The organism is Desulfatibacillum aliphaticivorans DSM 15576, assembly GCF_000429905.1.
Classification (GTDB): Bacteria; Desulfobacterota; Desulfobacteria; order Desulfobacterales; family Desulfatibacillaceae; genus Desulfatibacillum; species Desulfatibacillum aliphaticivorans.
In genome coordinates, this window is the sequence record NZ_AUCT01000011.1 from 95,672 (window position 1) to 117,773 (window position 22,102).

Below are 22,102 nucleotides of genomic sequence, written 5' to 3' on the forward strand. Positions count from 1 at the left end.
TTGCATCGCCGATGCCCGAAACAGCTTTGATTTCAAAATGTTAAATATTCATTCCCACGCGAAGCATGGGAACGAGAAGCCTGGTAGGCAGAGACTGCACTGTTTAGGCCGGACAATGCTCGTGAATGAAGTCGCCGCCTTTGGCGAGAAGGCCGTGGATTCTTTTTGAAAACGGCGCCAGGGCTTGCAGCACATGGACGTAGCTGCGATAGGGCTTGAAGGTCACGTCCACCCCGGCCATTTGCGCTCTTTCCGCCAACTCCTCTGCTTGTCTGCACAAAGGCTCGTATTTCCCCACGGTCACAAACAGGGGCGGCAGGCCTTGAAAGTCTCCGAAGACTGGCGAGACAAAGGGATGGGCCGGGTCGCACTGCCCCACGTACATATGGGACATGAAATGGCAAAACCAGTCCGCAATGTCGGTGCGTTTGGTAAAAGGAGCCTTGAAATGCAGATCATTGTCCGCCAGGTTCACCCAAGGGCTCATCAAATAAGCGCAGGACGGCAGGGGCTTTCCCATGGCCTTGAGAGCCAGAAGCAGAGCTGCGGTCAGGCCGCCGCCGGCGGAATCTCCGGCCAGGGCGATGCATTGGGGGTCGATCCCCTGATCCAGCATGGCCAGGTACACAGCGTAGACGTCTTCCAGAGCCGCGGGAAAAGGATGCTCGGGCGCCCGGCGGTAGTCGGGCAGGACGCATTCGGCCTTGGCGATTTTGGATAGATAGGCGGCCAAGGATTTATGGGTGCGGCGGGATCCCACCATATAGCCTCCGCCGTGAAGGTACAGAATTTTGCGGCCTTTGGCGTCTCCATGCCCCGAGATATAACTGGCCGGGACGCCCGCGGGGGCGAAGGGCCGGACCTGGGTTCCTGCAGGCAGGTTAAGTAGTGCACTGCCGCTTTCCAATCCTATCCGGTGAAACGAAATATTGACGGGATGTGTGCTGAAAAGAACTCTGCCCAGCGGGCCGGGCTTGCCATGGATGGGATGATCTTGCATTTTTCCTCCGAGTCGTACAGGCGGGAATCAATGGCCTGCGATTGGGATCTATAGCACATCGGAGGCGTTAACGCAACGCGTCATTTCATCGGACGGTTAATGAATTTCAATCTGCTTAATAGCCCGGATGCGCTCCAGAACCGGGGGGTGGGAATAAGCAAGAAACACATAAAAGGGATGAGGCCACAGGTTGCTCAGGTTATCCCGGGACAGCTTTTTCAAGGCATTGATCATGGCCTGGGGATCGCCCGTGGTGGTCACGGAAAAGCGGTCGGCTTCGTATTCGTTCTTGCGGGAAAGCATGCCAAGGCCCAGGCCCAGGATGGTTTCCACCGGCGTATACAAAAGCCCGAAAAAAAGCAGCCCGGCGTAAACCGAGGCCTGTTCCATAAAAAAAGCGTCAAACAATCCTTGCCGGGAGATGAACAGGGACAGAAGGTAAAACATGAGCCCCAGGTGCAGAATGCTGATGACCATGTTGGTCAGGATGTGCTTCTTCTTGTAATGCCCCACCTCGTGGGCCACCACGGCCACCAGTTCCGGGATGGTGTGCTTTTCTATGAGGGTGTCGAACAGGGCGATGCGCCGCCTTTTTCCAAATCCCGCAAAAAAGGCGTTGGACTTGGACGAACGCTTGGAGCCGTCCATCATGAACAGATTTTCCAAGGGAAAGTCCACGCTATCGGTATAATCCAGCACCGCCTGCTTGAGCTCCTGGTTTTCCAAGGGCAGGAACTTGTTGAACAAAGGCATGATCCACGTGGGCGCGACCATTTGGATGAACAGGATGAACACCGTCACCCCGGCCCAGCAATACAGCCAGGCGTTGGGGCCTGCATGGCCCAAAAAATACAGGATGCCGCCTATAATGGGCCCGCCTAATATGCAGGCCAGGGCGGCGATTTTGATTCGATCCAGGATGAACGTCTTGAGGGTGGTTTTGTTGAATCCGAAGCGTTCTTCGATCACAAAGGTGGAGTACAAGGAAAACCCTGTGGATACCATATTGCTCAGCGCCGCCAGAAAAGCGAAATAGGCAAGCCCCGTAAGGGTCGGCCCAAAGCCCAGGCCCCGGGCCAAGGCGTCCACAAAATTGAATCCGCCTGCAAACCAGAAAACAAGCAAAACAGCCAATAAAACGGTGGAGGAAACCAAGCCCAGCCGGGTGGTCGCCGCCAGATATTGCTGGGACTTGGCGTAACGGTCCTTATCCCAGACGTCGGCGAATTCCTCGGGCAGTTCGTCCCGGATGTTTTTCAGGTTCAACACGCCGGCCGCGGCGCCCAGGGCGTAGTCCAGCAATACGAAAATCAATATGATCCAGGCGTAGGAGTTCAACACTTTTCCACAATTTTTAAATTTAGCGTTAACAAATTCTCGGAAGCTGCTCGCCGGTGAGCATGTCCACCATGCGGGCGCCGCCGATGGCCGTCTGCATAACCACCTGCCCCGGATGATCGGCGACCACCTCGCCTATGAAGCGGGCCTTCTTGCCGTGGACGTCTTGTTTGCACGCTTCCAGGGCGGCCTCGGCCTGCTCCGGCGGGACGATTGCCAGGAGCTTGCCTTCGTTGGCCACGTACAGGGGGTCCAGGCCCAACAGATCGCACACGCCCATGACGGACTGATCCACGGGCAGGTCTTTTTCCCGGATTTTCATGCCGATGTTGGATTTTTTGGCGATTTCGCACAGGGTGGTCCCCACCCCGCCGCGCGTGGGGTCCCGCAGCACGTGGATGCCGGGGGCGGCCTTAAGCATGGCGGCGGTCATTGTATTGAGGGCCGCCGAATCGCTTTGAATGGGCGCGTCAAACTCCAGGGATTCCCTTTGCGTGAGGATGGTCACGCCGTGGTCGGCCATGTTTCCGCTCAGGATGATCCGGTCTCCGGGCTTGGCCAGGGAGGCGCTGAGGTTTATTTCGTCCGGAATAAAGCCGAAGCCCGAGGTGTTGATGAAAATCTTGTCGCAGGCGCCTTTGGGAACCACCTTGGTGTCCCCGGTGACGATCCTGACTCCGGCGGCCGCAGCGGCCTTTGCCATGGACGCCACGATTATCTTGAGCTGGGAAATTTCAAAGCCTTCTTCGATGATCAGGCCCACGCTCAGGTACTGGGGCACGCCGCCGCACATGGCCACGTCGTTCACCGTGCCGTGGACGGCCAGATCGCCGATATTGCCGCCGGGGAAGAAAATGGGGTCCACCACAAAGGTGTCGGTGGAAAAGGCCAGCCTGCCCTGGTTGACCGGTATGATGGCGCCGTCTTCCTGGGCTTCCAGGATGGCGTTGTCAAAGGCGGGCATTAAGATGCTGTTGATCAGTTCGTTGGAAAGTTTGCCGCCGCTTCCATGGTCCAAAAGGATGCTTTGATCTTTCATGGTGTTCTTTCTTTGGTCGACAAGTTTAACCGTCAATAATATGGGCCGTACGTAGTTCGCCGCGGGAGGATCAATAGACCTTGGTGATCGCCCCGTGGTACCGGTAATACGCCGCGCATGTGCCTTCGGAGGACACCATGCACGGGCCCAAAGGGTCTGTGGGAGTGCATTCGATCTTGTATTTCGGGCATTGGGGGGGGATTTTTTTGCCGGTCAGAATGGCGCCGCAGATGCAGCCTTTGGGAGCGGCCGACCGGGCCGGAGGCAGTTCAAAGGCCTTGGACGCGTCAAAGCGTTCATACTCCTCCCGGATGGACAAACCGCTTCCGGGTATGACGCCCAATCCCCTCCAGGAGGCGTCCACCCTATCGAAAACCTGCTCCATAACCTCTCGGGCTTTTTTATTGCCTACCGGGGAGACGGCCCTGGAATAGGTGTTTTCCAGTTTGGACTCTCCGGCTTCCTTTTGCTGCACCAAGGTGAGGATGGAGGCCAGAATATCGTTGGGTTCAAACCCGGCGATGGCGCAGGGGATGGAAAACTTCTCCACCAGGGGCAGGTAGGCGTCAGCGCCGATAATCACGGAAACGTGCCCGGGCATCATAAAGCCGTCAATGACCGTATCCATGGACATCAAGGCGTCCAGGGCCGGGGGCACGGTTTTGTGAGCTGAGTATATGAAAAAATTCTTCAAACCTTGCCTGTCGGCTTCCAGGATGCAGGCGCCCACGGTCGGCGCCGTGGTTTCAAATCCCACGCCGCAAAAAACGATTTTCTTTTTAGGATTCTGGGCGGCCAGGGTCAGGGCGTCAAAGGCGGAATACACCACTTTCACCTTACGGCCCTGGGCGCGCTGCTTTTGCAGGGAGGACTGGGTGCCGGGCACCCGCATTAAATCGCCGAAAGTGGCCAGAATGACGTTTTTCTTCCTTGCAAGCTGGATGAAGTCGTCGATTTCCTTTTGATCGGTGACGCAGACCGGGCAGCCGGGGCCGGAAACCAAGGTGATGTCTTCGGGCAGCATGTCGCGAATGCCGTTGCGGAATATGGATACCGTATGGGTTCCGCAGACCTCCATAATTCGCATGGGGCTCTGGCAGGACTCCGCAATGAGGCCGGACAAGGTTTTTGCTACTTCAGGATCCCTAAATGAATCCAGGTTTTGATAAGACATGGCTCCCCCTTATTTGAATCATCCAGCCAAAGAAATGTGACGTCTATGGTATCAGGTTATGGATGCGGCGGCAACCATGGCCTGGCCCAGGCTGAGGCCTCCGTCATTGACCGGACAAATCTTATGAGTAAAAACTTTAAAGCCCCGGCTTTCCAACTCCCGGATCAGGCCGCTTAGCAGCAGGGCGTTCTGGAACGAACCTCCTGACAGGGCGACCTGACGAACGCCGGTTTGCGTCCGCAGGACTTGGCAGACATGGGCGAAGGCTTGAATCAAACTGGCATGAAATCGTCCGGCGACTTCGGCGGTCGGCCTGCCTTTTTCCACGTCCAAAGCCGCCCCCCGAATGATGGGAGCGGTTAATATTTCCATGGGATCCTCGCCAGTTACGGCCCATTCATAAGGCTTGTCCGCCCGAGGGTCGGCAGCCATTTCCAGTTCCATGGCGGCCTGTCCGTCATACGAGGCGTTAAACCTTAACCCCGTAATGGCGGCGACCGCATCAAAAAGACGTCCTGTGCTGGATGTAAGAGGCGCATTGATGGCCCGGTCGATCATTTGATCGATTGTTTGGATCCCGGTGCAACTTACAGTATCCAACAAAGGGAGCCTAATGTCCAGAAAAGCCTTGCCAAACGCCCCTTTTAGATGGCTGACGGCCATGCGCCAGGGCTCCTTGACCGCTTTATTTCCGCCGGGCATGGGCGTATAGGACAAGTGGGCCGCCCTATGAAAATCCTTCATCCCGCAAAGCAATACCTCTCCGCCCCAGATGGCGCGATCCGTTCCCAGGCCGGTTCCGTCCAGAGCCACGCCGATGACCTGGCCCTCGACCTGGTTTTCCGCCATGCACGACGCAATGTGGGCGTGATGATGCTGGACTTCCACCCGGGGAAGGCCCAACTCCTTGGCGAAAACCGTACTCAGATAGTCCGGGTGCATATCATGGGCGACCGCCTGGGGTTCTATGTCCAGAATGCGCTTTAAATGGTCGATGGTCAGACGGAAGAACTCCAGGGTCTCCAGGTTTTCCAGGTCCCCCACATGCTGGCTCACAAAAGCCTGATCCCCCCTTGTGAGGCAAACCGTGTTTTTGAGCAAAGCCCCGCAGGCGAGAATATGCGGGGCCTTGTTTTTCAAAAACACCGGCGTGGGGACGTATCCCCTGCTGCGGCGGATGAACCGGGTTTCTCCGGCCCCGCGCCGCACGATGGAATCGTCGGAGCGCAGGTAGATGTCCCGATTATGCACCAGAAAAAAATCCGCGATATTCCCAAGGCGATTTAACGCGTCCTGGTTGTCAATGCAGATAGGCTCTTCGCTCAGATTGCCCGAGGTCATGACCAGGGCATTCGGGCCGTGCTGCATGAGCACATAGTGCATGGGCGTGTAAGGCAGCATGACCCCCAGGTTCCGATTGGACGGCGCGACTTCCGGCGCCAGAGCCTCGGGAGCCCGTTTTTTCAGCAATACGATGGGCCTGCGAAATCCCGTGAGCAAGGCCACTTCCTCTGGGCCGACCTCCGCCAATTCCCGCGCCGCATCCACATCGAGGACCATTACGGCCAGGGGCTTTTCCTCCCTGAGCTTGCGTTGGCGCAGCAGACTGACAGCCTGGGAATTTCCTGCGTCCGCGGCCAGATGAAATCCGCCCAGGCCCTTGATTGCCAGGATGCGCCCTTGCTTCAACAACTCTCCGGCCCTGGCCAACGGATTCCGGCAAGAGACCGGCCGGCCCTGGTTGTCCAGCAACTCCACTTTGGGGCCGCAGACCGGACATGCGTTGGGCTGGGCGTGAAAGCGCCTGTCGGCTGGGTCGTCGTATTCGGCCTGGCAGTCCGGGCACATGGTGAACCCGGCCATGCTGGTCTTGGGGCGGTCGTAAGGGATGTCGTTTATGATGGTGTATCTGGGGCCGCAATTGGTGCAATTGATGAACGGATAAAGGTATCGCCTGTCTGCGGGATCGAAGAGTTCCTTCAGGCAATCCTGGCAAATGGACACGTCCGGGGAAATCAGCGTAGCCCTGGCCGGGCCCGCCTCGCTTTTTGTAATGGTGAATCGGGTGAATCCCCTGGGGGCGGTTTCCTGGGCTTCCACCCTGGTGAGAACGGCCAAAGCAGGCGGCCTGGCCTGGAGGTCGCGGAGGAAGCCGTCCATGCCCTGGGGAGAGCCTTCCAGGAGAATATGCACTCCTGCGGAGGTATTGGACACCTCCCCCGTCAGGCCGAAACGTTCGGCCAGTTGATAGATAAAGGGGCGAAAGCCAATACCCTGGACAATGCCGCCCACGGCTATCTCTTTAGCTATTATGGTTTTGGCCATGCAAAACCCGTCGGTTTGTCAGCCTTCCGCTAAGGAGGCTTCCGCCAGTTCGCGAATTAAATCCAGGGACTGCGCCGCTTCCGCTTCATCGATCACGCTGATTGCAAATCCGGCATGGACCAGCACATAATCTCCCACCCGGGCGTTTTCCAGCAGGGCCATATTGATGGTTCGGGTGACCCCTTCCAGATCAATGGTTCCCACTACGCCCTGGATGTCTACAATTTTCGAAGGTATTGCCAAGCACATTGGTGTATTTTCCCGGCCCCCTTTACGGCAGCGGGTTAACCGGCCGCCCCCCTTGCTTTATATAGTAAAAGGCTTAAAGCGCACGGACTGCCTATGGGGCCTATTTTTATACCGTAGCATAAACATAGTGTTATTGCACGACATATTGTCCGGGAGGAAAAACCGGGGCCTTTGTAAACGCCCGATTGAGGCGTTATTGGCACACAGCGCTGGTAATATATGTGAAAAATGGAACAAGTTCGTCCGGCCCCACGCCCTGGCGACCCGCCGGAAGTCCGCGCCTTTTTGAAAACGGAAAAGCCTTCTTTATCATCCTCCCGGCCCCGGCCGCTTGACAACCCGGCCGGCAGTAAATAAGTTTTGTGGGAACTAGGATCCAAGGAGCCCTTAATGAAAAACCCTCATTATATGTATGCGCAGGCTTTCAGAAGCTATAAGAATCTGGCGGCGCAGGGTCACCCCGAAGCCCAACGCCTGCTGGGCATGATGTACGAAAACGGGCAAGGCGTGCCCAAGAATTATCTGGAAGCGTCCCGCTGGTACGAAAAGGCGGCGTCAGCAGGGGATATGGGCGGGGTGGTGCGCCTGGGCCTGCTGCATGCTAACGGCAGGGGCATTCCCAAAAATTTTGTGGAAGGCTGCAAGTTGTTCCTGATTGCAAAGGATATGGGCTATCCCAATGCCCAGGCCCTTTTGGATCAGTTGACTCCAAAAATGACGGAGGAGCAACTGGCCGAGGCGAACGCCCTGGCCGGAGAATGGGCGCCCGTGGTGCAGGATTAGTCAGGTTCCTGAATTTCTATTTAGTGGAAACGTTCATTACCAATTGATAACCGGGAGGCGCCGGGTTTCGCGTTAAAATCACTCCTGGCTCCGCTGCCGCCAAAAAATGCCGCCTTGCCTGAACCGAAAAGAAATAGCCCCCCGATGCTCTCCGCAATTGCTTCCACAAGGCGCAGCTATCCCAAGAAAGGCTGCCCGGCTAAGGAATCAACCGATCCGCTTCATAGAACAAACCCGTGCCTGAGCCTCAGGCCCCCTTAACCTTCCTTTTTGGGGTGGGGGGTGACAGTGTACTTGCCGTCAGGCTGCTCCTGGCATGTGACGTCGCCAACTTCTTCGTTCAGCAACATCAACCTTACTCTTTTATGTACTTCATTGCGAGAAACGTCTTTCTTTTGCGAAGGCAACATACTATCCTCCTTTTGTAAAATTAAGCATTGCTCCGACACCTTGGCAGCGTCCTCCCTTTATTCGGGAGCATTGCTTAACTCATTGAAATGAAGATGTTCGTCAGCCTTTTCGAGAATTTTATCTTGTCCGCTTCTATAAAGGTCTGCCGGGTCGATATTATAGCCGTTGCCTTGCAGCCACTCGCCCATTTTGGAATAATTGTTACCCCTGACCAGCCAGTTGTAATAGGATTCATTAATATCCAAAAAAGAGGCCTCGTCCAAGCCGCTTTCATCGAAAAGGGCAAAAGTGGGGATAGGAGCGCTAAGGTTGCCGCTCTTGAAAATCTGAACATCAAACCCTCTGTAGCCAATTACAAGAGGTTCATCAAAAGACTGAACCATGCCCACCGACCTCTGGCTCGCCTGCACAAACTTGGCGCTGCCTCCGGGAATGAGGCCTCCCCCCAGTTGGTCGCTCAAGGTTTTGAGCAGTTTATCATAAGTTTTTTGGGTGGCTTCCAACTTCTTCTCGGTGAGGCTGTCCGGATCAGCCACCGCCAATTCAAAAATCGTGTTATCCGGGGTTTCCTTTCCCCCTTCCACGCCCGCGCCGAAGCCTTTGGTCCGAAACAGCTCCACTTTAAGCTGGTGCGCATAAAAAACCCGGGTGACGACCCTCAAATAAACGGGCTGGTCCATCTGTTTAGGCACCAGTTTAAGGGAATCCTGCGCTTCATTTTCCCACCATACATTGAGCTTTTTCAACACTTCATTGCCGTCCACCCCGTAGGTCCGGGCGTCCAGCAGCGAGACGGAGCCCCGCACGTCCGAGGCGTTCATTAGGCTTAATGAAAAAGGAATCCCCTCGATGGGGAGGGCCAGGGCCATGGACTGCCCCTGCTTCACCCGAAAGCTGTATCCTGGGAAAGCCGCCCGGGGCGCTTCCACCTGTTTTTGCGCAGCTTGGGCGCCCCCGCCCTTTTTTGCCTTGGCGGGCGCCTTGACGCCCTTATCATCCCCCTCTTTTTGCGCTTCATCTTCCTTCGGCTGGGGTCTGTCGTGGGGAATCTCTGCGTAGTCGCCTTTCCAATAAGCATCCTTATAATATTCTTCGTAATTCAGCCCTTGCAGCCTTGCAATGGACAGATCCAGGGGAATATAGCCTTTCTCCCCCCACTGCTTCACCTGCTCCGATATGGGCGTTTTCACCAGGAACACGTCTCCCGGCTGAACGTCCTCGCTTAAAGGATAAATAGGCATTACCTGGCTGGCCCGGATGGTCATGCACCAATCCTTGGCCACCTCTTCCAACTCTTTTTTTTCCAGATCGCATCCCAAAACCAACAGAAGGATGGCGGCGACAATCAACAGCGCCAATCTTTTACTTTTCATTTTCATTTCCTCCAAGCATTGATAAAAATTGTGGGTTCATTTTTCCATCCGCCTTGTAAAAAGAAAAATTGAGGATTGAATATCCACGCGAATCAATCAGCCCAGGGCAAGCACGAGTATTCAAACATAGGAATTCCTTAACCAGGTGTCTTTAGATAGAGGAGCCGCCGAAGATAAAACCTTGTTCAGATTATCATACTATGGGTTAAGTGGTATTTTTTATAGTAATCATGATCATCCTTTGACGGCAAGCTTTATTTTAAGCCAAAGCGCCAAGCCGCCGCGCCTCTTGGGCATTCGCCCTTTTGCGGCGCTCCGGTTTGCTTTTCCACGTTCGATTTGTTATTCCTGAATAAATTTTTTTCAGCATCATGCAACAACTGTTGGCTCTGTTTCTGTTTTTTTTCGTCAGGCGATCAAGCAGCATGTGACAGAGGGGTTTTTGCCTGTCCCTTAAACAACAACGGGGGGATGTATGAGAAACAAATATAATATGATTTCAAAGAGTTTTTTCTGTATACACGTATTGACCCTAGTATTTTTGGCGACGGCGTTTACGGCGGGAGCGTCCTATGCCCAAGAAGCCAAATACAATTTGAAGCTGGCGACCCTGGCGCCCAAGGGGATCGGCTGGGCCATGGAATGGGAAAACACGCTCAAACCGGGCATCATAAAGGCCTCCAACGATGAAATCGCCTTTAAGACCTATTACGGCGGCATCATGGGCGATGAAGAGGACTACATCAAGAAAATGCGCATCGGGCAGTTGGACGCCGGGGCCATTACGGGCCAGGGCGCGGTCATGGCCTGCCCGGAGCTGACGGTGGTGGAGCTTCCTTTTCTGTTCAATAATTATGACGAAGTGGATTTCGTCCGGGACAAAATGTATCCCGTGTTCGACTCCTACGCCCAGGACCATGGATTCAAGCTGGTATACTGGTTTGAGCAGGATTTTGACCAGTGCTATTCCATGAAATACCCTTTGGAAACCATCAAGGATTTCCAAAAAGCCCGATTCGTGGCCTGGTACGGCCCTTTGGAGAAGAAATTCCTGGACTCCTTAGGCGCCAGCCCGGTTCCGGTGAACGGGCCGGAAGTGCCTTCCGCGCTCCGCCAGGGCATTGTGGACACGGTCATCGCCCCTTCCGTGTGGGTCGTGGGCAGCCAGACATACACCTTGTTCACCCACGTCAACACCCTTAAAGTGCGTTACGCCCCGGGCCTGTTGGTTATCGCCTCCAAGACATGGGACCAATTGCCGCCCGGGCATCAAAAACGCATTGAAGCCACCCGGAGCACGTCTTTGCGGGACTTTATAAACAACACCCGGGACGCCAACGCCAAAAGCCTGCAGGCCATCTTAAAATACGGCGTGAAAGAGTCTCAGATGAGCCCCGCCGTCAGGGAGGAGCTCAAAAAGAGAGCCATGACCTCCTGGGACAAAGCCTCGGGCGAGGATTTCCCGGAAGACGTGCTGGATCAAATCATGGAGTTGCTGCAAGAGTTCAGGGAAGGCCGGTCCTAAGCCTGCCTCGGCCCGGAACCCCTTGCTAACCCATGAAAAAGCTTTACGATTGGCCGCGCCTGGCATACAATGGAACCACTCTGCCCTTGCCCGCTCTATTTGTTTTTTTGCCAGACTCGATAACGGATTGTTTTAATGAACGGTTTTGTTGAAAAAAAAGGCTCCAACGGCTTAGGCCCCAAGCTGGCCTTAGGCTTTGCAGCCGTGGCTATCGTTGTTTCCGGCATTTTAACCCTGGCTCTGTATTTCAACGTAAGCAATCAGCTTCGAGAGAACATAGAGCAGCGCTTGTTGGACACCGTGTCCATCGCGGCGCTTCAGCTTGATGGGGACCACCACGCCTCCATCCGGTCTCCTGAAAGCGTTAATAAAACGTCCTATAAGAAAATCAAAGGGCTTCTGCAATCCATCCGCGCCCGGGGCGCCGACGTGCGCCACATCTATACATTGAACATCACGCCTCAGGGCAATCTGGTCTATGCCGTGGACGGCGGGGGCCGGGACGGGGACGCTATCCTTCCCAACACGCCTTACAATTCCCCCCATCCCCAGCTTGTCAGTAATGGGGAGCCGTTGCAGATGCCCGTGGTTTCCAAAAGACTGTATACGGATGAATCCGGGACATGGCTTAAGGGATATGCGCCCTTTTTCAGCTCGCAGGGGGAGGTGGCCGGAATTCTGGCCATGGACGTGGCCGCCAGCAGCATCATTGCCCGGCAGCGCAGCTTTTTAAAAACCGCGCTGGGGGTTTTCGGGCTTTCCGTGGTGCTTGCCGGGTTCCTGGGCTTGATCATGGGCAGAAAGCTGGCGGCGCCCATTGAAGGACTGACCAGGGCGGTCAGGGCCATCAGCCAGGGAGACCTTTCCCACCGCGCCGAGGAAACGGCGAAGGACGAAACCGGTGAACTTGCCCGCGCTTTCAACGCCATGTCGGAAAAGCTGTCCCGGGCCGAGGATAAAATCCAGATTGAAGTCCAGGAGCGCAAAGAGGCTCAGGACGCCCTGGACCAAAGCGAGGACAATTATCAAAGGCTGTACGAAAACGCCCATGTGGGCCTTTTTAAAACCCGGTTCGAAAATGACGGGATTACGGCCTGCAACACCCGTTTTGCACGCATGCTGGGCTATAAGACCAGCCAGGAGGTTTTAGGCCTTGTTTTAGGGCCGGACCGCTACGCCGATCCTGCGGATTATGAAAGGCTGAGGGAAAGGCTGGCCTCCCTGGAAGATGTGGAGCACTTCGAGACCTTGTTCAAAAAGGTGGATGACAGCGCTTTCTGGATTCGCCTGTCCGCACGCCTGACCGATAAAGGCGAGTCCGTGGAAGGCATGGCCATTGACTTCACCACGGAAAAAACCGCCATTGAACAGATAAAAAGCGCGGAGAAAAAATTCCGCGGAATTTTTGAAAACGCCCAGGAAGGCCTGTTTCAGTGCGCTTCCGAAGGCTCCTTTATTTCCGTCAATCCGGCCATGGCCCGAATTCTCGGCTATGACTCCCCCGTGGAGCTGTTGCAAAAACTGGGGCCGGGCGTCCGGGAGATTTTTTTCAGCCCGGAAGAGTACAGCGATTTCAGGTCGGAACTGGAGGCCAGGGGCAAGGTTGCGGGAATGGAGCTGCAGTTTAACAAAAAAGACGGGTCTTTGGCCTGGGGATCCATCTCCGCAACGCTGGTGAAAAATACAGAGACCGGCGCCCTCATGCTGGAGGGCAGCCTGGAGGACATTGAAGAGCGCAAACAGCACGAGGCCGCCATATTGGCGAAAAATCAGGCCGTGGCCGCCAATCAGGAAAAAAACCGCTTTCTGGCCGCCTTAAGCCACGAAATGCGCACCCCCATGACCGCCATCATCGGCATGACCGAGTTGCTGAATGAAACCGGCCTGACCCAGCAGCAAGCCCAATACATCAAGCTCATGAAATCGGCCAACGAACAGCTGCTGAGCCTTGTGAGCGACGTCATGGATATTTCCCGCGTGGACGCCGGGCGCCTCAAGCTGGAGACCATTCCTTTCAACTTGTTGGAATTGGTCGAAAAAGCCTGTGAAACCATGGCGGAAAAAGCCCATGAGAAAAATCTGGAGCTTGCGTGCAGCGTTTCGCCCAAGACCCCGATCCACCTGCTTGGAGACCCCTACCGCCTGAGGCAGGTGTTGAACAACCTCATGCAGAACGCCGTTAAATTCACGGAAAAAGGCGAGGTGGTGGTCACGGTAAGAGACGCTGCGGAAGGCGACAAAAAGGACGGTCAGGCGGTCATCGAGTTCTGCGTTTCAGACACGGGAATCGGCATTCCTTCCAAGCGATTGGCCTCTTTATTCGATCATATGGCCAAAGACAACGACGTGGATTTTCATCATTACGGAGGCACGGGCGTAGGACTTTCCATCTCCCGCAAACTCGTGGAAATGATGAAGGGCGACTTTACGGTTTCCAGCAAGCTGGAACAGGGCAGCACCTTCTGCTTTACCGCGTGCTTCGGGGTGCAGGACAAGGGCTCCGGCCTTTTCACCAGGGTCTCCCCGCTCAAAGGCCTGTCCGTCATCGTGGCGGACCAGGACCCCGAAAACCTGGAAACCCTGCGGGAAGTCCTCAACATGTGGGGCGCGCGTGTGACCGGCGCCGAAGACGGCCCCTCAGCCATCGACCTGCTGAAGGAAACCTGGATGCAACCGGAGCAGGCCGATCTGATCATCGTGGACCAGGACATTCCCGGCATGGACGGGGTGGAAACCGCCGCCCAGGTGAAAATGGAGCACCTGTGCCCGGCCTGCATACTCATGCTTAAGGAAAGCCCCCACCCGGACGTTATGGCCCGGGCCGTCAAAGCGGGAATCAGCCACTTTGTGCAAAAGCCCATTGATCGGGCGTCCCTGCTGGAAATCATAAACAAAGCCACCAAACAGGCGGAAATGGCCGAAGAATCCGGCCAGACCCTGCCTCCCCTGGACATCCTGCTGGTGGAGGATTCGGAAACCAACCGGTTCGTCATCCGCGCTTATCTTAAGGATACGCCCTGGCACATGGACATGGCGGAAAACGGGGAGCGCGCCCTGGCCAAGTTCAAATCCAAAAAATACGATCTGGTGCTCATGGACATCCAGATGCCGGTCATGGACGGGTACACGACCATCCGCAAAATTCGCGAATGGGAGCAGGAGCACCGCAATGTGCGGGCCTCCATTATCGCCACCACCATCTTTGCAAGCAAGGACGACGAGACCAAATGCCTGGAGGCCGGCGCCAACTCCTACCTGGCCAAACCGGTCAAGAAAAAGGCCCTCATCGCCTCCATCCTGAATCAAATCATAGGAGGAAGGGCCGCCATCCCCGAAGACCTGAACATGTTTGGCGAGGTTTTCTTCCCCGCCGGAGACGAGCCCATCCTGGCCTGGGTGGACCCGGAACTGGCGGACATGGCCGCCCATTATTTAAAAACTCTGCCCGTCACCATGCAGGATCTGCTGGACTTTGCCGTGGCCGGGGATTTTAAGCAGGCGGGCCAGGTGGGCCGGGAAATGCGAGACCAAAGCAAGGCCCTGGGGCTGGAGGAGGCCCAGAAAATCGGCGCCATGATCAAAGATGCCGCCTCCACCAGCAACCTGGACGTCATCAAGGAATGCATGGAAAAAATGCGCATCTATCTGGACCGGGTGCAGATAGTTTAACGAATTGGGTATTAGTAAGGGGGTCAAGCATCAAAAGGAAGGTGCTTTTGCTCCTGATTTAAATCGGAATTATTAGAATAAAACCGCCAGGATTGCTGCTCTGCAATCTCCAACACATTCTTTAAATTGGGAATTCCTTCTCTATTGCCCCGCACCGGAATTCCCCCCTTTTGCATAAAGTACTCGTTGGCCTCAGCCGAAGGCCCAGGCTCTGCATAGTGGATGACAAAAAGCGGCCGGTTATACTTTAACGTTTCTTCGCCAGCGGCAAAGGTTCCTCCTTTGCTTCCAGACTCGACTAAAATCATGGCGTCAGATAACCCGATTATAGTCCCATTGCGTTTCATTGCGTTTCCGCCATTCCAAGTTATCCTTGGAGAAAATTGTGAAATTATTAAATGATTCCCATTAGATAATAAGTTCTTAACAGGAGCTTTTTCCTGAAACCGCAATATCCCCTCCACCAAAACGATAATAGTGGTTCCCCCGCACTCCAACGCTGTTTTGTGGGCCGCCATATCCACGCCATGGGCATATCCGCTCACCACGCAAAAGCCCTTTTCGACAAGCTGTTGAGAACATTGTTCGGTTATCCGAATTCCTTTATCAGAGGCTTTTCGGGAACCGCAAAAACCGACTGACTTGTCGTCCAGCAAATTTCTATTTCCCTGGATAAACAAGACCGGCGGGGAGGCTTTGCCCATGATAGTATTTAGCCGTTCGGGATAGTGCGGCCCCCCTATCCACAGGACCTCAATACTCTTTCTCTCCAGTTCATTGGCAAGTTGCATAGCATCCGGTCGAGCGTTAATTACATTATCCGCTACCGACGGCTTTAAACCCAGTTCAGCAATGAGCCTTTTTGGGGAATTACATACAGAAATCGCATGGGAATGCCCTTCTTGCGCAGCTAAACGGCACAGCTTACTCAAGGCCGCCTCGCCCGCTCCCTTTCCCAATAAAAACTGTAGGATCTCTGTATTCATTGATAGCCAGTATCTTTCAAGGACTTTACTAAAACTAGTCCCAGTACCTGGGCAGCCCCAAGTGATTTTAAATATTTAGCATAACTCCAAATTGTCACACCTGACATATAAAGATCGTCTATGACAACCACCGAGGCGCCCGCCACATCGTGAGATACCTTTATACACTCTTTACGTTTATAAATGGAATCCCAAACTGGAATTTTTTCGCTGATGCCTATACCTTTGAGGCTCTGTCTTTCACAGAGAAGATTCGCCTCGACAAAGTCCAGAGATTTTTCCTTGGCCAGTGCTTCTGCTATCCGCCAAGCCAGTTTTTTCTTTCCTTGTTCATTAGAAGGAATGGTGGATACCATGGGGGAGTTCTTTGTCGGGGGCAGGTCAGATAAGCCTTGAAGCATCTCCTTAAATAGAAACGTCTTTGCATCGTTTCGGGCCGCAATAGGCAAATCCAATTCATGGTACTTTATGCAGTACTCTGCCTCCCCTATTTTTGTCCGCTTGTCATTTTTCTTATCAACATGAAAATCCAGCGCCATACAAAAATCCAATTCATTTTTAAAAGCGTTCTCAATATGTTTATTCAAGCCAATTAAAACATACCGGTTAAACCTTAGGCACCATTTCGATATGATTTCCTGATGCATATCAGACAAGGTTCTAAATCGAAGGCCCTTCATTTTGGTCCCATGCCAGCCACAGTCTGCTTTTTCTACAATGTCTCCATGGTGCAGTTGAAACAACTGCGGATAAGTATCCTTTTTCAAGTAAAAAGAATAACTGCCATCCTCACTGGGAAAATTCAAATGATACCTGTCTAAACGATCTCTGGAGCGAACAATTTTAGGAGTATTCCCTTTGGCAGAGGAAAACCCATATTGCATGGCATCAAGGTCCATCACCCTTCTCCTTAAGCATCAAAATTAGGAACAGACACACATCGCAAAGAGTCGACAAAAGACACTCATTTTCAAACTGTCATTTTATTCAGATTTTTTATCGGTCATAGTGACCCCTTCATTATGGTCTTCAAGTTTATCCTTATCAATCGCTTTAAACGCCGCCGCGGTTTTGATGTGCAGGTCGCGCTGGGGAAAGGGGATTTCGATCTTGCGCTCCCGGAACAGGCGGTCGATTTCAAAGCGCAGTTCGGTTTCCACGGACAAAAAATAATCCACATGGGTCCAGAACCGCACCCGGAACATGAGGGAGCTGTCGCCGAAATCCGTAAACAGGACGTCCGGTTTGGGGCGTTTGTAGATCCTGGGATTTTTGTCCACCACTTCCTGGAGGGTGTCCCGGACCAGGACGATGTCCGAGCCGTACGCCACGCCCACGTAAAGATTGCGTCGCACCTTGGGATCTTTGAAGCTCCAGTTGGTCACCTGGTTGCTGATCATGTCGGAATTGGGGATGATGAGGGATGCGTTGTCGTAGGTCTGCACCACGGTGGAGCGGACGTTGATTTTCTTGACCTCGCCCCAGGTTCCGTTGACTTCCAGGATGTCCCCCACCTGGATGGGCCTTTCGAACAAAAGAATCAGGCCGGACATGAAGTTGTTGAATATGGCCTGCAGCCCGAAACCGAGGCCGATGCCCAAAGCGCCGAAGACGACCGCCATGGACGTGCTGCTGACCCCCAACAGGGAGAGGGAAAGCAGGATGCCTATGGTCCAGATGGCGTAGGAAGCCAGGGTGGTCAGGGACTCCTGAAAACCGGTCTCCAGGCCGCTGTCCGCCAGGAACTTGTTCCTGAAGAGGTCGGCGAACACCCGGGCGAGGGCGTGGGTGCACCAGAGAGCCAGGACGGCGTACAAAATCCCCAGGATGCTGATGCTAATGCTGCCAATGACAATTTCACGGCTGATAACGTCAAAAATCACGGCAAAGGCTTTACGATCCACGTCCCAGGCCGCGAACAGCAGGGAGCACCCGGCCATAAACCAGCCCAGAAGGCCCATGCGCATGGTAAGCCATCGCACGGGCCGGGAGTCCGCGCTTTGCTCTTCCTGAACGCTTTTTTCATGCTCCCTGATCTGGAGGCGCCACTCATGGAGCACGCCGAAGGAGGCGAAGGCGCCCAGCGCCGTCCAGACCGTCAGTCCCCAGGAGGCCAGCCAGTAATGGGCAAAATAGGCGTAGGCCTGAAATTCCGCAATCAGAGCGACCAGGGCTATTCCAAGTCCTGTCAGGGCCAGGCCTTTGGCCACGGCGTGCACGCCTTTGGTTCGCACGGTCCATCGCCAGGACAAGCCCGCCCAAATCATAACGCAAACGGCGATGACTACCCTGCCGAGCACGGCCAGGCCGCCTTCCACGCCCGAATTCCACCAAAGGACGGCATAGACGATCAAAAGAAATCGCAGCATCTTGGCCATTTTTTCAAACTTGTCAAAGGGGATGGAAAAGGAAAGCAGTTCCGGAGTCATGCGAGCCAGGCAGATCGCCCATCCCGTGACCAGCCAGACGATCAGGGACGCTTTAACCGCCTTAAGAGTGGTTATGGAAGGCCAGGAGGCATGGATCTTTTCGTATCCGAACAGGAAAAGAATAAGGCAGACGAGAATCACGCTTTGATTAACCAGACACATTCCGGTCCAGCTCCACTTTTGCCGCTCCCTGTTGATGCCGTCCTTCCGGCTGTCCAGCATTTTACGCGCTCTTCGGCCTATCAAGTATGCAAAACCAAGCGTGAAAAAGAAAAAAAGCACCGCTGACCATACGACGAATTGTGCGCCTCCAGGGACCACTTGGCTCCAATACTCCTGTTGAAAAGGATGCTTAATCTTGAACGCCAGTTCGCCCAGCTCCCCCCAGAGCGTCTGAAAGCCGATGACGCTCCTGAACGGGGAGGATTTCTGAAAGACGTCCAGGTTTTTGGTTCGGGCCGACCTGTCTCGTAATTGCTGCAAAAAGTCGGAAAAGGCGTTGTTCACCTCTTCAAAAGAGGCGATGCGGCCGTTATAAATCCCTTCTATCTCCTGGAGTAAAGACTCCAGGGCGCCCAGGCTTTCCAGCAACGCGTCCAGTTCGTCCAAAGGAGGAGCGACGGCCTGATTTCCCTGTCCCGCCTGGTTGGCGAGGGTCTGGCGCTGCTCCCGCCATCTTCTCAAGTGCTCCTGGGCCTGCCTTTTTGCGTTGGAGTATTTGGCCATTTCCTCCCTGAGCTCTTTCAGGCGGGAGGAAATGTTAAAGGAGGCGATGCGCTGGCCGGAATAGAGTTTTTGCAAGTCGTTGACATGGGCGTCGTCCAGCAGCAGCACCTGCTCGTAAGCGGCCAATTGAAGGCGATAGGAATTCAGCTCGGACTGGCTGGCGTCCTCCAGGTCCTTGAGAGCTGTGAGGCGCGCCTTATACATCTCCCGCTCCGCCTTAACCTCCTTTTGGCTTTTGCCTATATTTTCCTGCATATCTGCATAGATGGAAGGCTTTGTCGCAATCAGGCCTTCCGGAGGAGCTGTTAAGGCGGAGTCTTCGTCATTGGGGCCGGATAAAGCCGCCCCGGGACAGACCAGAAAACCCATCAGAATGAACGATAGAAACGCCCCAACAAGGAAAAAAAGACGAGGGAAAGTATTTTTTCCGGCAATCATGCTTTTCACCATATCACCTTTGATTACAGCCACTTTTTCTTTTTAAACCACCAGACCATTCCAAGGCCCATGATAATCACGATAATCCAGAATACGGGATAGGCCGCCTTCCATTCCAGTTCGGGCATATATTTGAAATTCATGCCGTATATGCCCGCCAAAAAGGTCATGGGAATGAATATGGTCGAAATGACCGTGAGCACCCGCATCACGTCGTTCATTTTATTGCTCAGGCTGGAAAGCTGGGTGTCCTGGATGCTTGCCAGCATTTCCCGGAAATTCTCCACGGTGTCCGCCAATTGGGCGGCGTGATCCAGGACGTCCCGGAAAAACACGGAAACCTCCCTGGAAACCAGCCCGGAATCGCTCCTTTGAATGCGCCCGATCATTTCCCGCAGCGGCCAGACCGACTTGCGCAACCGGAATACCTCGCCTTTCAGCGCATGAATGCCATGGATGGTTTCGCCGTAATAATCCTCCAGGGCGCTTTCCTGAAGCGCCTCCAATCTTTCGTTAATGCTTTCCATCACATGATAATGGCTGTCCACCACGATGTCCATAAGCGCATAGCACAAATATCCGGCGCCCAACCTCCTGATGCGCCCCTTCCCCTTCATGATCCGCTCTTTGATGGAATCAAACAAAGGGCTGGGATTTTCCTGAAAGGAAATCACATAGCCGGGCCCCAGGATCAGGCAGATCTGTTCGTCATAAGGATGCATGGCGCGCATGGCGGCGAAAATGTAATCCCCGTAATCCTCCACCTTGAGGCGCTGCATGGTGTGCACAATGTCTTCCATCACCAGGGGATGAAGCTCAAAAATCCTGCCCAGATTTTCCACCAGGGCAAGGTCATGCACTCCGGTCACCTGTATCCAAGTAACGCGATCCTTATTCTCAGGAACCGCTATCTGCAGGTTGCGGACGTCCACGGAAACTTCCTCCGCTTCCTGCTCCGAGTATTGAATCATGGAGACTGTCGCCTCGCCGGCCTGCTCCTTTCCCACATAGACCATGGTTCCGGGGGGCAGCCCCGCCTTTTTGGACGCACGATTTTTAAACATGTTCCTCCGATTCCCGGCTAAAAGAGTTTGGAGCGGCGCCATAGGCGGCTACGGCGCCATCCCGTATGGCGAATATGACGCTTCGGATTTTCAACCATTATATTACGAAGATATATAATCCCGGGCAAGGGAAAAATCAGGATGGCAGTGACGAGGAAGGCGGTCGAACATGGCGGAGATTAAACGAACAGCCCTCCTTTGATCCGTATGACATAGAGACGCAATTCTTTACAAAAGAGTTCGATAATCGGCGTTGAGGGCCTGGGCCAGGCGTTTGGCCCGCTCCCTGCCGATGGTGCGCTTGCCGCGCTCCATTTGGGAAATGTTGCTTTGGGGGATTCCTGTGAGGTCGGATAGCTGCTTCTGGGTGAGGCCTTCCCGGTAACGCAAGCCGGACAGGACGGAGCCCGGCAATTCGTCGTCGGAATATTCGGAAAAAACCTCGCGCCACGGCGTGGATTCCTCCACCTCCGTAAAGCCCAGAGACTCCAGGGCTTCCATGGCCTTCTCCAGGTTCTCGGCGGGACCGACAGCCCGGATCGGAACATAGGCCTTTTTAGTACGGCGCTTTTTCGTGGGTTCCAACGTAGATTACCTCCACAATGCGGATTCTCTTGTCCAAAACTTCCCACACCGCCACATAGGTGGGCCGACCCTTTTTCAAATGGCAGTGATGCCTGGCTTGGGACAGCTTGCCGTAATTAGGCCACCCGGCGGCTGCAGGGCCGTTGGCTTCAATATCCCGGACAAGAGCGATCAAGGATTGCCTTGCCCGCCCGGGCAGTTTTTCGGCGCCTTTTCTCGCCTTTCCGGAAAAGAAAACCTCCCAGCCTGTTTTCTCCAAAATATACCTCCTATAGATATATTGTCAATGCTGTATTGCGAACATCTCCTAAACTGTAGCCAAATCAGGTCGATTTTTATCTTCGCCTCTGCCCCCCTGCCATTTTGACAAAGCATTTGGGCTTCGGACAATATTACTCGCGTTTCTCTCAATATTTCAAATCACTAAGCCCCATATATGGGACATCTTGTATATATAAGAAAAGGACTGGGTCCCCGCTTGCGGGCGATCCTGAAAAGAAGCAGATCGCCATTGCAGGGATGACGAGCTGTTTGGGAGATGGCAAATTTGCTGGGGATTTCGCTGCATTTTGTTGGGTTTCGCAAGCTCAACCCAACCTACGCCTTTTACTGTAAAAATAGTAGGTTGGGTAGAGAGTGCAGAAAATTTTCCAATTGCGGGAAGGCTGTTCTTGCCAAAAAATGGAGTCGAGATTCAAGAAGCATAACTCGAAACCCAACATCATAGGTCCGTCACGGCCCATTGCATATAGGCGCCGAGATAGTGCATTTAACCGAATCCGATCATTAAACAGGGTGGCCCGGGCATGCAATGCCTGGGGCCGGAGGCCAAAAGGCGCGGCCCGGAAGATTATGGAAATCAGGGATGGCCGGCGGGCGTATGGCGTTGGTTGAATCCCTTTTTTTGGTTTTGGATGGAACACTCGCCCGCAGGAATACTATAGTTTCTTTCAACTAACGGGTCGCACCTTTTGCGCTTGCGCGCCCT

16 protein-coding genes are annotated in these 22,102 nt (G+C 54.2%); 3 read left to right on the top strand and 13 right to left on the bottom strand.

The genetic code is table 11. The annotated features are described in order from the left end of the window. Positions 1-103: 103 nt before the first annotated feature. From G491_RS30610 to G491_RS0112415, 6 genes are all read right to left on the bottom strand, one after another. Positions 104-1,000, bottom strand: coding sequence for an alpha/beta hydrolase (locus G491_RS30610; RefSeq protein ID WP_051327215.1), 897 nt, complete (start codon positions 998-1,000; stop codon positions 104-106). Between the two features lie 96 nt (positions 1,001-1,096). Further along, positions 1,097-2,341, bottom strand: coding sequence for a M48 family metallopeptidase (locus tag G491_RS0112395; protein WP_248635383.1), 1,245 nt, complete (start codon positions 2,339-2,341; stop codon positions 1,097-1,099). Between the two features lie 25 nt (positions 2,342-2,366). Then, complete coding sequence (gene hypE, locus G491_RS0112400; RefSeq protein WP_028314831.1) at positions 2,367-3,377, bottom strand: hydrogenase expression/formation protein HypE; 1,011 nt, start codon at positions 3,375-3,377, stop codon at positions 2,367-2,369. A 70-nt stretch (positions 3,378-3,447) separates the two neighbouring features. Next, the gene (gene hypD / locus G491_RS0112405; protein WP_028314832.1) at positions 3,448-4,551 is read right to left on the bottom strand and encodes a hydrogenase formation protein HypD; all 1,104 of its coding nucleotides are present in this window, start codon (positions 4,549-4,551) and stop codon (positions 3,448-3,450) included. Between the two features lie 51 nt (positions 4,552-4,602). Continuing rightward, positions 4,603-6,876: a carbamoyltransferase HypF gene (hypF, locus tag G491_RS0112410; protein ID WP_028314833.1), complete on the bottom strand. Its 2,274-nt coding sequence runs from the start codon at positions 6,874-6,876 to the stop codon at positions 4,603-4,605. An 18-nt stretch (positions 6,877-6,894) separates the two neighbouring features. Then, a complete protein-coding gene (locus tag G491_RS0112415) occupies positions 6,895-7,125 on the bottom strand; it encodes a HypC/HybG/HupF family hydrogenase formation chaperone (RefSeq protein WP_012611138.1) in 231 nt (76 codons plus the stop codon). A 390-nt stretch (positions 7,126-7,515) separates the two neighbouring features. Here G491_RS0112415 and G491_RS30615 point away from each other — a divergent pair, with 390 nt between their 5' ends. After that, positions 7,516-7,908: a tetratricopeptide repeat protein gene (locus tag G491_RS30615; RefSeq protein ID WP_051327216.1), complete on the top strand. Its 393-nt coding sequence runs from the start codon at positions 7,516-7,518 to the stop codon at positions 7,906-7,908. A gap of 467 nt (positions 7,909-8,375) precedes the next feature. Here G491_RS30615 and G491_RS0112430 read toward each other — a convergent pair whose 3' ends face one another. Next, complete coding sequence (locus tag G491_RS0112430) at positions 8,376-9,692, bottom strand: hypothetical protein (protein ID WP_028314834.1); 1,317 nt, start codon at positions 9,690-9,692, stop codon at positions 8,376-8,378. 475 nt (positions 9,693-10,167) lie between these two features. On the opposite strand from G491_RS0112430, the gene G491_RS0112435 reads away from it, so the two are divergent. Together G491_RS0112435 and G491_RS33850 are read left to right on the top strand one after the other, a co-directional pair. After that, a complete protein-coding gene (locus tag G491_RS0112435) occupies positions 10,168-11,217 on the top strand; it encodes a TRAP transporter substrate-binding protein (protein ID WP_028314835.1) in 1,050 nt (349 codons plus the stop codon). Between the two features lie 135 nt (positions 11,218-11,352). Further along, positions 11,353-14,886, top strand: coding sequence for a response regulator (locus G491_RS33850; protein WP_051327217.1), 3,534 nt, complete (start codon positions 11,353-11,355; stop codon positions 14,884-14,886). Positions 14,887-14,909: 23 nt separating this feature from the next. On the opposite strand, the gene G491_RS30625 is transcribed toward G491_RS33850, so the two are convergent. The 6 genes from G491_RS30625 to G491_RS0112470 all read right to left on the bottom strand — a co-directional run bounded on the left by G491_RS30625 (position 14,910) and on the right by G491_RS0112470 (position 21,373). Then, positions 14,910-15,872 (bottom strand): DNA-processing protein DprA, encoded by a 963-nt coding sequence (locus G491_RS30625; RefSeq protein ID WP_051327218.1) that lies wholly within the window; start codon positions 15,870-15,872, stop codon positions 14,910-14,912. Next, entirely contained in the window at positions 15,869-16,771 is a 903-nt protein-coding gene (locus G491_RS0112450; RefSeq protein WP_028314836.1) for a phosphoribosyltransferase, read from the bottom strand. Before G491_RS0112450 ends, G491_RS30625 begins: the two co-directional genes overlap by 4 nt. Positions 16,772-16,855: 84 nt before the next feature. Then, positions 16,856-19,465: a mechanosensitive ion channel domain-containing protein gene (locus tag G491_RS36300; protein ID WP_248635385.1), complete on the bottom strand. Its 2,610-nt coding sequence runs from the start codon at positions 19,463-19,465 to the stop codon at positions 16,856-16,858. A 23-nt stretch (positions 19,466-19,488) separates the two neighbouring features. Beyond that, entirely contained in the window at positions 19,489-20,529 is a 1,041-nt protein-coding gene (corA, locus tag G491_RS0112460; RefSeq protein WP_028314837.1) for a magnesium/cobalt transporter CorA, read from the bottom strand. Positions 20,530-20,757: 228 nt separating this feature from the next. Next, positions 20,758-21,114: a helix-turn-helix domain-containing protein gene (locus tag G491_RS0112465; RefSeq protein WP_028314838.1), complete on the bottom strand. Its 357-nt coding sequence runs from the start codon at positions 21,112-21,114 to the stop codon at positions 20,758-20,760. Continuing rightward, positions 21,086-21,373: a type II toxin-antitoxin system RelE family toxin gene (locus G491_RS0112470; protein ID WP_028314839.1), complete on the bottom strand. Its 288-nt coding sequence runs from the start codon at positions 21,371-21,373 to the stop codon at positions 21,086-21,088. Before G491_RS0112470 ends, G491_RS0112465 begins: the two co-directional genes overlap by 29 nt. Positions 21,374-22,102: the final 729 nt, after the last annotated feature.

What these genes read in the sequence shown, in the direction of transcription:
- corA (WP_028314837.1), bottom strand. Translation starts at nt 20,529, where the DNA reads ATGTTTAAAAATCGTGCGTCCAAAAAGGCGGGGCTGCCCCCCGGAACC.
- hypE (WP_028314831.1), bottom strand. Translation starts at nt 3,377, where the DNA reads ATGAAAGATCAAAGCATCCTTTTGGACCATGGAAGCGGCGGCAAACTT.
- G491_RS0112430 (WP_028314834.1), bottom strand. Translation starts at nt 9,692, where the DNA reads ATGAAAAGTAAAAGATTGGCGCTGTTGATTGTCGCCGCCATCCTTCTG.
- G491_RS0112415 (WP_012611138.1), bottom strand. Translation starts at nt 7,125, where the DNA reads ATGTGCTTGGCAATACCTTCGAAAATTGTAGACATCCAGGGCGTAGTG.
- G491_RS30610 (WP_051327215.1), bottom strand. Translation starts at nt 1,000, where the DNA reads ATGCAAGATCATCCCATCCATGGCAAGCCCGGCCCGCTGGGCAGAGTT.
- G491_RS0112435 (WP_028314835.1), top strand. Translation starts at nt 10,168, where the DNA reads ATGAGAAACAAATATAATATGATTTCAAAGAGTTTTTTCTGTATACAC.
- G491_RS0112450 (WP_028314836.1), bottom strand. Translation starts at nt 16,771, where the DNA reads ATGGACCTTGATGCCATGCAATATGGGTTTTCCTCTGCCAAAGGGAAT.
- G491_RS36300 (WP_248635385.1), bottom strand. Translation starts at nt 19,465, where the DNA reads ATGATTGCCGGAAAAAATACTTTCCCTCGTCTTTTTTTCCTTGTTGGG.
- G491_RS33850 (WP_051327217.1), top strand. Translation starts at nt 11,353, where the DNA reads ATGAACGGTTTTGTTGAAAAAAAAGGCTCCAACGGCTTAGGCCCCAAG.
- G491_RS30615 (WP_051327216.1), top strand. Translation starts at nt 7,516, where the DNA reads ATGAAAAACCCTCATTATATGTATGCGCAGGCTTTCAGAAGCTATAAG.
- hypD (WP_028314832.1), bottom strand. Translation starts at nt 4,551, where the DNA reads ATGTCTTATCAAAACCTGGATTCATTTAGGGATCCTGAAGTAGCAAAA.
- G491_RS30625 (WP_051327218.1), bottom strand. Translation starts at nt 15,872, where the DNA reads ATGAATACAGAGATCCTACAGTTTTTATTGGGAAAGGGAGCGGGCGAG.
- hypF (WP_028314833.1), bottom strand. Translation starts at nt 6,876, where the DNA reads ATGGCCAAAACCATAATAGCTAAAGAGATAGCCGTGGGCGGCATTGTC.